10 protein-coding genes are annotated in these 11,839 nt (G+C 67.8%); 6 read left to right on the top strand and 4 right to left on the bottom strand.

The window, feature by feature from the left end:
* The first annotated feature begins 4 nt into the window (after nt 1-4).
* Complete coding sequence (locus ACTWPT_RS05610; protein WP_443176154.1) at nt 5-940, top strand: cation diffusion facilitator family transporter; 936 nt, start codon at nt 5-7, stop codon at nt 938-940.
* Between the two features lie 25 nt (nt 941-965).
* Here the strand turns inward: ACTWPT_RS05610 and ACTWPT_RS05605 are convergent, their stop codons facing one another.
* Complete coding sequence (locus tag ACTWPT_RS05605) at nt 966-1,295, bottom strand: MerR family DNA-binding transcriptional regulator (RefSeq protein ID WP_397112684.1); 330 nt, start codon at nt 1,293-1,295, stop codon at nt 966-968.
* A 113-nt stretch (nt 1,296-1,408) separates the two neighbouring features.
* Between ACTWPT_RS05605 and ahcY the strand changes: the two genes are divergently transcribed.
* Both ahcY and ACTWPT_RS05595 read left to right on the top strand, forming a co-directional pair.
* The gene (gene ahcY, locus ACTWPT_RS05600; protein WP_443176153.1) at nt 1,409-2,836 is read left to right on the top strand and encodes an adenosylhomocysteinase; all 1,428 of its coding nucleotides are present in this window, start codon (nt 1,409-1,411) and stop codon (nt 2,834-2,836) included.
* 382 nt (nt 2,837-3,218) lie between these two features.
* Nucleotides 3,219-4,454, top strand: a complete 1,236-nt coding sequence (locus ACTWPT_RS05595; protein ID WP_443176152.1) for an adenosylhomocysteinase — start codon at nt 3,219-3,221, stop codon at nt 4,452-4,454.
* Nucleotides 4,455-4,520: 66 nt separating this feature from the next.
* On the opposite strand, the gene ACTWPT_RS05590 is transcribed toward ACTWPT_RS05595, so the two are convergent.
* Entirely contained in the window at nt 4,521-5,171 is a 651-nt protein-coding gene (locus ACTWPT_RS05590) for a DUF305 domain-containing protein (protein WP_443176151.1), read from the bottom strand.
* Nucleotides 5,172-5,338: 167 nt separating this feature from the next.
* Here ACTWPT_RS05590 and ACTWPT_RS05585 point away from each other — a divergent pair, with 167 nt between their 5' ends.
* Together ACTWPT_RS05585 and ACTWPT_RS05580 are read left to right on the top strand one after the other, a co-directional pair.
* Nucleotides 5,339-6,727 carry an LVIVD repeat-containing protein gene (locus ACTWPT_RS05585; RefSeq protein WP_443176150.1) on the top strand — a complete coding sequence of 463 codons (1,389 nt, stop codon included), beginning with the start codon at nt 5,339-5,341 and terminating at the stop codon, nt 6,725-6,727.
* A gap of 86 nt (nt 6,728-6,813) precedes the next feature.
* Entirely contained in the window at nt 6,814-8,193 is a 1,380-nt protein-coding gene (locus ACTWPT_RS05580) for an LVIVD repeat-containing protein (RefSeq protein WP_443176149.1), read from the top strand.
* A gap of 92 nt (nt 8,194-8,285) precedes the next feature.
* Here the strand turns inward: ACTWPT_RS05580 and ACTWPT_RS05575 are convergent, their stop codons facing one another.
* A complete protein-coding gene (locus tag ACTWPT_RS05575; RefSeq protein WP_443176148.1) occupies nt 8,286-9,284 on the bottom strand; it encodes an RDD family protein in 999 nt (332 codons plus the stop codon).
* A gap of 51 nt (nt 9,285-9,335) precedes the next feature.
* On the opposite strand from ACTWPT_RS05575, the gene ACTWPT_RS05570 reads away from it, so the two are divergent.
* Entirely contained in the window at nt 9,336-10,328 is a 993-nt protein-coding gene (locus ACTWPT_RS05570; protein WP_443176147.1) for a stage II sporulation protein M, read from the top strand.
* Nucleotides 10,329-10,456: 128 nt separating this feature from the next.
* Here the strand turns inward: ACTWPT_RS05570 and ACTWPT_RS05565 are convergent, their stop codons facing one another.
* Nucleotides 10,457-11,839 carry a DUF58 domain-containing protein gene (locus tag ACTWPT_RS05565; protein WP_443176146.1) on the bottom strand — a complete coding sequence of 461 codons (1,383 nt, stop codon included), beginning with the start codon at nt 11,837-11,839 and terminating at the stop codon, nt 10,457-10,459.

Here is an 11,839-nt window from a genome sequence, read left to right as displayed (position 1 = left end):
ACCCGTGAGCGCGAGCGGCGGAACTAAAGCGATCGTGGCGGCATTGGCCGCCAACTTGGCCATCGCCGTGGGGAAATTCGTGGCTGCGGCCTTCACCGGTTCCTCGTCGATGCTGGCGGAGGGCATTCACTCTGTGGCCGACTCGGGCAACCAGGTGCTGCTGCTGATCGGCGGCAAGCGGGCGCAGCGGGCCAGCACCAGGGAGCACCCGTTCGGCTACGGGCGCGAGCGCTACTTCTACGCCTTCGTGGTGGCCGTCGTGCTGTTCACGATCGGCGCGGCGTTCTCGCTCTACGAGGGCTATGAGAAGCTCACTCATCCGCATCCCCTGACGTCGCCGGCCTGGGCGTTCGGCGTGCTGATCTTCGCGATCGGCGCGGAAACGCTCTCGTTCCGCACGGCGATCAAGGAGTCGAACGCCGTGCGCGGCAACCAGTCGTGGTGGGCGTTCATCCGCCGGTCCAAGTCGCCCGAGCTGCCGGTCATCCTGCTGGAGGACCTTGGCGCGCTGTTCGGCCTGGTCTTCGCGTTGTTCGGCGTGACGATGGCCGTCGTCACGGGTAACCCCGTCTGGGACGCCATCGGCACCCTGATGATCGGCGTGCTGCTCGCGATCATCGCGATCGTGCTGGCCATCGAGACCAAGTCGCTGCTGGTCGGCGAGGGCGCCTCGCCGGAGGTGGAGGACCAGATCCGCCACGCGCTGGAGAGCACGCCCGACGTGGACAGGATCATCCACATGCGGACGCTGCACCTCGGGCCGGAGGAACTCCTCGTGGGCGCCAAGATCGCTGTGTCCCACGACGAGACGGCCTCGGACGTAGCGCGCGGCATCGACGAGGCCGAGCGCCGCATCCGCGAGGCGGTGCCGATCGCCCGGGTCATCTATCTGGAGCCGGACCTGGACCGCCAGCGCACCACGGCCGCCGAGCCCTCATAAGCGGCCGCCGCGACCTCGTAAGCGTTCACCGCCTGAGGAGCCGCAGGGCCTTCTCCTTTTCGAAGTCGAGGGCCCTGCGGGGCACCTGGATGCGCCCGATCCGGACCCCCAGGTCGCGTACGGCGGCCGCCACCGCCGGCTCGCTCAGCACTCGCAGCGCGAACGCCAGCTCGGCCGGCGACACGTCAAACCGCTTCTCCAGCTCCACCCCCTGAGCCACGGCGGCCAGCTCCTCGGGGCCGAACCGCCGATGCGCCCCTTGCTCCCGCACGGGTGGCAGCAGCCCGAGAGCTTCCCGGTATCGAAGCATTCGTGGGGACATGCCGAGCCGCTTTGCCGCTTCCGTGATGCGCATCCTTACATTCTTACGTCAGTTTCACCGTGCTGAGCATGCGATCGCCGCCATGCGGGGCCTAGACTCGTCCCCGAGAATCACGAAAATCAGCTTTCAGCGCGAGGGGACACCCGATGGACTTCAAGGTCGCCGACCTTTCACTTGCCGAGTTCGGCCGCAAGGAGATCCGGCTCGCCGAGCACGAGATGCCCGGCCTCATGTCGGTCCGCAAGGAATACGCGGCCTCCCAGCCTCTTCGCGGTGCGAAGATCATGGGCTCCCTGCACATGACGATCCAGACGGCCGTCCTCATCGAGACGCTGGTGGCGCTGGGCGCCGAGGTCCGCTGGGTCAGCTGCAACATCTTCTCCACGCAGGACCACGCCGCCGCCGCGGTGGTCGTCGGACCCAACGGCACCGTGGATGACCCGCAGGGTGTGCCGGTGTTCGCCTGGAAGGGCGAGACGCTGGAGGAATACTGGTGGTGCACCGAGCAGGCGCTCGCCTGGCCGAACGGCGACGCCCCCAACATGATCCTGGACGACGGCGGCGACGCCACGCTCCTCGTGCACAAGGGCGCCGAATACGAGAAGGCCGGCGCCGTGCCGCCCGCCACCGCCGACGACCCGGAGGAGTGGCACGTCATCATCGACCTGCTCACGCGCACGGTCGGCACGGACAAGACGTGGACCCGGATCGCCGAGAGCATCAAGGGCGTCACCGAGGAGACCACGACCGGCGTGCACCGGCTCTACGAGATGCACAAGAACGGCCAGCTGCTGTTCCCGGCGATCAACGTCAACGACTCGGTCACCAAGTCGAAGTTCGACAACAAGTACGGCTGCCGCCACTCGGTCATCGATGGGCTGAACCGGGCGACCGACGTGCTCATCGGCGGCAAGGTGGCCGTGGTCTGCGGCTACGGCGACGTCGGCAAGGGCTGCGCCGACGCGCTGCGCGGCCAGGGCGCCCGCGTCATCGTCACCGAGATCGACCCGATCTGCGCGCTCCAGGCGGCCATGGACGGCTTCCAGGTGACGACGCTGGACGAGGTCGTCGGCATCGCCGACATCTTCGTCACCGCCACCGGCAACTTCAACATCATCACCGCCGAGCACATGGCGAAGATGAAGCACCAGGCGATCGTGTCCAACATCGGCCACTTCGACAACGAGATCGACATGGCGGGTCTCGCCAAGCTGCCCGGCATCGTCAAGAACAACATCAAGCCCCAGGTCGACGAGTGGGTCTTCGCTGACGGGCACTCGATCATCGTGCTCGCCGAGGGGCGGCTCATGAACCTGGGCTGCGCGACCGGGCACCCGAGCTTCGTCATGTCCAACTCGTTCACCAACCAGGTGATCGCGCAGATCGAGCTGTTCACGAAGACCTCCGAATACCCGATCGGGGTCTACACGCTGCCCAAGCACCTGGATGAGAAGGTCGCCCGTCTGCACCTCGATGCTCTCGGCGTCAAGCTGACCGAGCTCACGAAGGAGCAGGCCTCGTACATCGGCGTCCACGTCGAGGGCCCCTACAAGTCCGACCACTACCGGTACTGAATCTTCTCTCGGAGAAGCTTCAGTAGCTCCGGGAGGGGTTCTCTCCTCCCGGAGCTCCTTTGGAGCTCCACAACCACCATCTTTTACGGCAAGCCAAGTTGCGCGCACGCGCCGACGTTGCTCTCCGTCTGTCATGGCCGGTCGTGAAGGCGATAAGATCTCTATCTTTTACGGCAAGCCATGTTGCGCGCACGCGCCGTAACCCCTTGCCGTCTGTCATGGCCGGTCGTGAAGGCGATAGGATCTCCATCTTTTACGGCAAGCCAAGTTGCCCGCACGCGCCGACGTTGCTCTCCGTCTGTCATGGCCGGTCGTGAAGGCTCACGGGGTGCTCGCCGTGACGAGCGTATTCTTGGCCGTCTTCTTCGGTTAGCAGGCACCCATGGACGTCAGTGAAAGCGGTGAGCGGCAGATCTTGTGGGCCGCTCGTTCGATGCCGGTGTTGACCGCGATCGGTGAGCGGTTCGCGCTTTCACGGCCGCTCGACGGGCTGAGGATCGCCGCGTGCCTGCACGTCACCGCTGAGACGGCCGTGCTCATGGGGGCCTTGAAGGCAGGCGGTGCGGAGATTGCGTTGGCCGCCTCCAATCCTCTCTCCACGCAGGACGACGTCGCCGAGGCCTTGCGGACATACGGCATCGGTGTGCATGCGCGGGCCGGGGTGGATCGGGCCACCTATTACCGGCATATTCATCAGGCGCTTGATCTTGGGCCGGATCTTGTGCTGGATGATGGGTGTGATCTTGTCAATATTCTGCATACCGAGCGGACTGATCTGCTCGAGCGGGTGAGTGGCGGGTGTGAGGAGACCACGACCGGGATCATCCGGTTGCGGCAGATGGCGGCTGAGGGGGCGTTGCGGTTTCCCGTCGTGGCGGTGAACGACACGCGGACCAAGCGCATGTTCGACAACCGGTATGGCACCGGGCAGTCGACGTTGGACGGCATCATGCGGGCGACCAACACCCTGCTCGCAGGGCGGACCGTGGTCGTGGCCGGGTTCGGGTACTGCGGGCGCGGGGTGGCAGAGCGGGCCAAGGGGTTCGGGGCGCGGGTGATCGTGACCGAGATCGATGCGGTCAAGGCGCTCGACGCCACCCTGCAGGGTTACGAGGTGCGGCCGATGGCGCAGGCCGCCATGGTCGGCGATCTGTTCGTCACCGTGACCGGCAACCGGGACGTGATCAGGGGCGAGCACCTGTCGGTCATGAAAGACGGGGCGATCCTGGCCAACGCGGGGCACTTCGATGTGGAGATCGACGTGCGGGCGCTGGACGAACTCGCCCATGAGGTGCACCGGGGTGTGCGGCCCAACACCGACGAGTACGTGATGCCCGACGGGCGGCGGCTGCTGCTGCTGGCCGAGGGGCGGCTGGTCAACCTCGCCGCCGCCGAGGGGCATCCGGCGGCCGTCATGGACATGTCGTTCTCCGCGCAGGCCCTCGCCGTGGCGTGGCTGGTGGGCGCGCGGGCGGAGCTGGAGCCAGGAGTGTACGACGTGCCAGGCGAGATCGACCACGAGGTCGCCAGACTCAAGCTGGCCGCCACCGGCATCGGCATCGACACGCTCACCCCAGAGCAGGAGGATTATCTGCATTCGTGGCGGGTGGGGTCCTGAAGGGCCGCCGGCAGCAGTGGCGGGGCGGGATCTGAAGGGCCGCCGGCATCCGTCGCGGGGCGGGGTCTAGCGGGCCGTCTGCATTTCCTGCATGCGGCGGATCTCGGCCGCCTGGGTGACGCTGACGTCGCTGGCCAGTTCCTCGATCCTGATGTGGGAGCCGCTGGTCAGCACCTGCTCGGACATCTTGATCGCGCCGAGGTGGTGGTTGATCATGAGCTCTAGGAACATCCGGTCGAAGTCCTTGCCCGTGGCCGCCTTCAGTGCCTCTAGTTGCTCGGGCGTGGCCATTCCCGGCATGCCGTCGTGCGCGGCGTGATGATCGGGCACCTTCTGGTCCAGGTCGCGTAGCCAGCTCGTCATGAACTGGATCTCCGGCCCCTGAGCCGCCTTGATCCGGTCGGCCAGGCTCTTGAGCTTGGCCGAGTCCGCCCGGTTGGGCGCGAGCAACGCCATGTCGAGGGCCTGCCGGTGATGGACGATCATGTCCTGCACGTATGTGACGTCGGCGGCGTTCGCGGTGGGCGCGGGCACGGCGGTGGCGGCCTCGCCAGGGGAGAGCGTCTTGGCCTGCTCGCCGGGGCGGCCGGGGGCGATCACCGGCGCGGTCGAGTCGGCCCGCGGGGCTTGCGGCGGCGTACTGGAGGTGCAGCCGGAGAGAGCGATGACCGTGCCTGCGATGACCGTGCTTGCAATGAACCCGAGCGCGGCGCGCACTCAGCCCTCCCTGACTGACTTGGTGGAGAATGCGCACTCTAGGTGAAAAACGACTGGATTGAAAGAGGGCGAACCGGAACAAAAATTGACAGGTTGGACACTGGCCCGCTGGAGCCGGAGACGCGAAGATTACGTAGATTTATGCCCCCTTTATTGGAGGTTGACCAGTGTTAACCCCGCGCAGGGCCCTCATCCTCGTGGCGGCGGCCGTGGCGCTGGCGGGCAGCACTCTGCCCGTCCAGGCCGCTGACATCCCTGCTCCCGGCCAAATCGTCATGAGCCCCAACATCCAGCACGTCACCAACGTGCCCAAGCCCGAAGCGCTGGCCGACATCCACACGGACATGGCTTTCCAGGGCGACTATGCCTACGTCGGCAACTACTACGGCTTCTCCATCTACGACATCAAGCACCCGAAGCAGACCTCGCTCGTCAGCTCCGTGGTCTGCCCGGGCGGCCAGATGGACATGTCCGTCTACGGCAACCTGGTGTTCGGCTCCGTCGACTCCTCGCGCAACAACGACTCGTGCAACAGCGCGTCCCAGAGTGCGACGATCAAGGAGTCGTGGGAGGGCGTACGGATCTTCGACGTCTCCGACAAGGCCAACCCGAAGTACATCAAGTCGGTCGAGACGAACTGCGGCTCGCACACGCACACGCTGGTGCCCGACCGCTCGCGCCAGAACGTCTACATCTACGTCTCGTCCTACAACCCGAACGACACGTACCCGGACTGCAAGACGCCGCACGACCTGATCTCGATCATCAAGGTGCCGCTGAACAACCCGACGGCCGCGACCGTGATCGCCACGCCGAACCTGTTCCCGCAGGGCGGCTACGGCGGCGTCCCGCTGCCCTACCCCAACGGGAAGTCGGCCACGACCGGCTGCCACGACATCACGGCTTACCCGGAGAAGGGCATCGCCGCAGGCGCCTGCATGGGTGACGGCATCCTGCTCGACATCCGCAACCCCGAGCAGCCCCGGGTCACCGCGACCGTGCGCGACGAGGCGAACTTCGCGTTCTGGCACTCGGCGACCTTCAACAACACCGGCACGAAGGTGATCTTCACCGATGAGCTCGGCGGCGGCACCAGGGCCACCTGTAACGAGGCCATCGGGCCGAACAAGGGCGCCAACGCGTACTACGACATCGTGAACGGGCAGCTCCAGTTCAGGAGCTACTTCAAGATCGCACGGCACCAGGCCGACACGGAGAACTGCGTGGCCCATAACGGCTCGCTGATCCCGGTCAAGGGCCGCGACGTCATGGTGCAGGCGTGGTACCAGGGCGGCATCTCGGTGGTCGACTTCACCGACTCCGCGCATCCGCAGGAGATCGCCTACTTCGAGCGCGGACCGGACAACACCGCGCCGGCTCTCAGCGGCGGCTTCTGGTCGGCGTACTACTACAACGGCTACATCTACGGCTCCGACTTCAACCTGGGCCTGGACGTGCTGAAGATCGACGATCCGCGGACCAACCAGGCGAATTCGGTCAAGATGCGTTCGCTGAACGCGCAGACACAGGCTTCGTATCCCGAACACGGCCACTGACCGTTCTCATCGGCTGACGAGGGCCCCGACCGGGGTCCTCGTCAGCGTTGCTCCATCGGGACATAAGTGATCAAGGAGGCTCCCGAGTGTCCACTCCGCGACGTACCCTCGTAGCGGCCGCGGCGGCTTTCGCGTTAGCGCTGACCGGAATGCCCGCGCTGGCCGCCGACATCCCACCCCCCGACACGGTGGTCACCAGTCCCAACGTGACCCACGTGCTCAACATCCCCAAGCCCGCCGCCATCGCCAACACGATCAACACCGACGTCGCCTTCCAGGACGGCTACGCCTACGTCGGCAACTACGGCGGCTTCTCGATCTACGACATCAGGAACCCCAAGAAGGCCACGGTCGTCAGCTCGATGGTCTGCCCGGGCGCCCAGATGGACGTCAGCGTGTACGGCAACCTGCTGTTCGGCGCCGTCGACAGCTCGCGTAGCAACGACTCGTGCCAGAGCACCGGTCTGACGGCCGACCACAAGGAGGCCTGGGAAGGCGTTCGGATCTTCGACATCTCCGACAAGGCCAGCCCGAAGTACATCAAGTCGGTCGAGACCAACTGCGGCTCCCACACCCTGACGCTGGTGCCGGGCAAGGGGCGCGACAGACACAGGAACGTCTACGTCTACGTGTCGTCGTACCTGCCGGCCGCGAACTTCCCCGACTGCATGCCGCCGCATGACAAGATCTCGATCATCAAGGTGCCGCTGAACGACCCGACCGCGGCGGCCGTCGCGGCCACCCCGGTCGTCTTCCCTGACGGCGGCAACGAGACCCAGCCCGGCCTGCTGCTGCCGACCAGCGGCTGCCACGACATCACCGTCTACGCCGAGAAGGACATCGCGGCAGGCGCGTGCATGGGCGACGGCGTGCTGTTCGACATCTCCGACCGGCTCAACCCGAAGATCACCGCCAGGACCACGGACCCGAACTTCGCCTTCTGGCACTCGGCCACCTTCAGCAACGACGCCAGGAAGGTCGTCTTCACCGACGAGCTCGGCGGCGGCGGCGGGGCCACCTGCAACGAGGCGACGGGCCCGAACAGGGGCGCGGACGCGATCTACGAGATCGTGAACGGGCAGCTCGTCTTCAAGAGCTACTTCAAGATCCCGCGCTACCAGGCGGACTCGGAGAACTGCGTGGCCCACAACGGCTCGCTGATCCCGGTCAAGGGCCGCGACATCATGGTCCAAGCCTGGTACATGGGCGGGGTGTCGATCTGGGACTTCACCGACGCCGCCAACCCGAAGGAGATCGGCTACTTCGAGCGCGGTCCCCGTGCGGCCGGCGGTGGAGGCGGCATCTGGTCGGCCTACTACTACAACGGCTACATCTACGGGGCCGACTTCCACAACGGCTTCGACATCGTCAAGATCAACGATCCGCTGACGGACAGCGCCAAGTACGTTCGTACCGACCGGTTGAACGTGCAGACCCAGGAGTCGTACCGGGGCGGATGGCACTGATCGTCGCTGGTCACGTCGCTGGTCGCGATTCGTGGGGACTTCGTCGCCATGGTTGCTGTTGGTGACCGACGTTTGCTGTTGGTGACCAACGTTTATTGCGGTGGTGTGAACCCGCCCGGAGTCGTCTTCGGCGGCTCCGGTGCGGGCGCCGGCGGCCTGGGCCGCGCATAAGGCCCAGGCTGTTCGTACGGGCCGGGCTGTCCATAGGGCCCAGGCTGTTCGTACGGGCCGGGCTGTCCATAGGGGCTGGGCTGCGGGTACGCGGCCGGTTGGGTTCCCTGGTACGGGCCCGGTCGAGGCGTCTGGTACGGGCCCGGCTGTGGCAAGCCGTTGGCGGTGGCGCCGGCGCGTCGCGCGAGGCGCGTCTCCTCTCGCCGGCGACGCTCGGCCAGGACAGCACTCAGGTAGGCGTGCGGCGGCACTCCCGGCGGCGCCGCGGGCGAGACGAACGCCGCCATCTGGGTCGCGATCCGTACCCCCATCTCATGCTGCACCTGCGGCGACAGGTCGTGCCATCGTGACAGGTACTGCCGGGCGGCCTGGACCACCTCGTCAGGCAGCTGGGACAACTCCAGCCTTGCCGCCCAGCCCGCCAGCTGCGGCGGCATCACGATCATCTGCGCCCTGTCGCGCGGTGCCCGCTCAGAGATCACGATCGTGCCCGCGAAGATGTCGCCGAGCCGCTTGCCCCGCTGCGACACCAGCGAGGAGATCAGCGCAGGCGCGCCGTACAGCAGCCAGAACTCCACCACCCCGGCCAGCCCGCGGAACAACGCCTGCCTGAACCGCTCAGGGCTGCCGTCGTCACTGACCACGCGCAGTCCGAGCGCCAGCTTGCCGAGGCTGCGCCCCCTGCTGAGCGACTCGAACAGCACGGGATAACCCACCATCACCAGCACCATCAGCGTGATCATGACGGCGGTGAGCATGGCCGAGTCGGAGATGACGGCGAACGCTCCTAAGAGCGCGTACGCGCCCACCAGCACGGTCACCTGTACGGCCAGGTCGATGATGATCGCCACCGCGCGGGAGGGCATCTGCGCGACCCGCACCTCCACGACGACGGCGTCGCCGGTCACAACCTCTGACATATGTGGAGCCTAACGGCTATGTATGGGTGATCGAGCGGCCAGAATGTTCAGGTGGACATCGACGCGTTCATCGCAGCACACCGCCAGGCCTGGGACAGGCTCGACCACCTGGTCAAGAACCGTTCGTCGCTGAGCGGCGCCGAGGTGGACGAGTTGGTCGACCTCTACCAGCGGGTGGCGACGCACCTGTCCATCGTCCGCTCGTCCGCCGGCGACCCGATGCTGACCGGCCGGCTGTCGGCGCTGGTGGCCCGGGCGAGGTCGGCGGTGACGGGCGCGCACACGCCCGCGTGGCGGGAGCTGGTGAGGTTCTTCACGGTGTCGTTCCCCGTGGTGGCCTACCGGGCGCGGTGGTGGTGGCTGGCGAGCGCGCTGGCGTTCGTGGCGGTCTCCTGGGTGTTGGGCGCGTGGGTGGCGGGCAATCCCGACGTCCAGGCGTCGATCTACACCGAGGACGAGATCACTCAGCTCGTCGAGCACGACTTCGCCGACTACTACTCGGAGAACCCGGCCGCGTCCTTCGCCAGCGCCGTGTGGGTCAACAACGCGTGGGTCTCCGCATTGATGATCATCTACTCCGTGCTGCTGGGGTTGCCGATCCCGTACGCGCTCTATGCGAACGCCGAGAACGTCGGCGTCGCCGGCGGCCTCATGGCTTCCAGGGACAAGCTGGACATCTTCTTCGGGCTGATCATGCCGCATGGGCTGCTGGAGCTGACCGCCGTCTTCCTGGCGGCGGCCGTGGGCATGCGCCTGGGCTGGACGGTGATCGACCCGGGGCCGCGCCGGCGGGTCGACGCGCTGGCCGAACAGGGCCGGGCGGTGATGAGCGTGGCGCTCGGGCTGGTCGTGGTGCTGTTCGTGTCGGGGCTGATCGAGGCGTTCGTGACCCCGTCGGGGCTGCCTACGTGGGCGCGGGTCGGCATCGGGGTGCTCGCCGAGGCGGTCTTCCTGGCGTACGTGATCGTCTTCGGCCGCCGAGCCCTGCAGGGGAACGAGACCGGCGACCTCGAACGCGCCCCCGACGTCGCCCCCACCGCCTGACGCCTCCCACCGTGACCGTCCCCGCCTGCCCGTGCGGTCCGGCCCTCAGGCCCGTCGCGATGAGTTCCCAAAGGGGCGGTCGCCGAGTGCGGTGGGAGTTCCCGTGATTCACGGGGCCGGAGTAGGGCCTACAGCCGTCCCGCGGCCTTCAGCGCCAGGTACGCGTCCGCGAGGGCGGGCGCGATGTCCTCCGGCGGCGCGTCCACGACCTCCACCCCGTGCCGCCGCAGCCGGGCCGTGATGCGCCGGCGTTCGAGCTGGGCGTGCTCGGCCGCCGCCGCGTCGTACACGTCCTCGGCCGATCCCCGGCGCGCCGCCATCGCCGCCACACGCGGATCGGACACGCCGGCCACCAGCACCAGATGGCGCGACGACAACTGCGGCAGCACCGGCATCAGCCCCTCGTCCAGGGCCGCCGAGTTCAGGTCCGTCAGCAGCACCACCAGGCAGCGCCGCTTGGCCCGCGACAGAATGGCCGCCACCATGCCCTGGGAGTCGGCCTCGATCAGCTCGGCCTCGATCGGCGCCATCACGTTGACCAGCGACGACAGCAGCTCGGTCCGGGACGCCCCGGCCACCCAGGCGCGTACGGCCCGGTCGTAGGCCAGGAAGTCCACCTGGTCGCCGGCCCGGGCGGCGAGCGCGGCCAGCAGCAGCGCGGCATCCATCGACCAGTCCAGCCGCGGCCAGCCTGGCCGAGCGCCGGCGGGCCGCGGATCCGGCCTGACCAGCAGCCCGCCGCCGCCCGCCGCCGCACCGGCCATGGGGATCGGCGCGTCGCCCACCCGGCCCGCAGAGGTACGGCCGGTGTCGAGCACGATCAGCACGCGGCGGTCGCGTTCCGGGCGCCAGGTGCGTACGACGACGTCGTGGCGGCGCGCGGTGGCCCGCCAGTCGATGGAGCGTACGTCGTCACCGACCACGTACTCGCGCAGCGAGTCGAACTCGGTGCCCTGCCCGCGCACCAAGGCCGGGTGCTGGCCTTCCAGCTCGCGCAGCCTGGCCAGCCGCGACGGCAGATGCTTGCGCGACAGGAACGGCGGCAGCACCCGCACCGTCCACGGCGACCGATGACTGCCCTGGCGGGCGGCCAGGCCGAGTGGGCCGAGCGAGCGTACCGTGACCGCCACCGACGACCGGTCGCCGCGCCTGGTCGGGTCGAGTGTCACGACGATTTTGCGGCGCTCGCCCTTGGGCACGTCCAATGTGGCGACCCGCGGGGTGGCGTTCGCGGAAGGCGGCCAGGCGTCCCTCAGCACGCCGCGTACCCGCCTGCTGCCCGGGTTCTCCACGATCAGCTCGACCGTGGCCCGCTGGCCCAGGCGTACGAGCGTGTCGCCGGAGCGGTGGAACCGCAACGGCCGCACGGCCCCCGCGAACACCAGGTCCACGACGATCGCGGCGGCCAGCAGCAGGCACACGCCCGCGAGCGCGGGACCGGGCTGGGGCGCGAGCAACACCACGACGATCCCGAGCGCCGCGACCAGTCCGGCACGTCCCGTCAGAGCCAT

Source organism: Nonomuraea sp. 3N208, from assembly GCF_052245935.1.
Classification (GTDB): domain Bacteria; phylum Actinomycetota; class Actinomycetes; order Streptosporangiales; family Streptosporangiaceae; genus Nonomuraea.
Note: the sequence above shows the minus strand (reverse complement) of the source record. Positions and strands in the feature narration are given on the sequence as shown.

What these genes read in the sequence shown, in the direction of transcription:
- ACTWPT_RS05605 (WP_397112684.1), bottom strand. Translation starts at nt 1,295, where the DNA reads ATGCGCATCACGGAAGCGGCAAAGCGGCTCGGCATGTCCCCACGAATG.
- ahcY (WP_443176153.1), top strand. Translation starts at nt 1,409, where the DNA reads ATGGACTTCAAGGTCGCCGACCTTTCACTTGCCGAGTTCGGCCGCAAG.
- ACTWPT_RS05595 (WP_443176152.1), top strand. Translation starts at nt 3,219, where the DNA reads ATGGACGTCAGTGAAAGCGGTGAGCGGCAGATCTTGTGGGCCGCTCGT.
- ACTWPT_RS05575 (WP_443176148.1), bottom strand. Translation starts at nt 9,284, where the DNA reads ATGTCAGAGGTTGTGACCGGCGACGCCGTCGTCGTGGAGGTGCGGGTC.
- ACTWPT_RS05565 (WP_443176146.1), bottom strand. Translation starts at nt 11,839, where the DNA reads ATGGCTCTGACGGGACGTGCCGGACTGGTCGCGGCGCTCGGGATCGTC.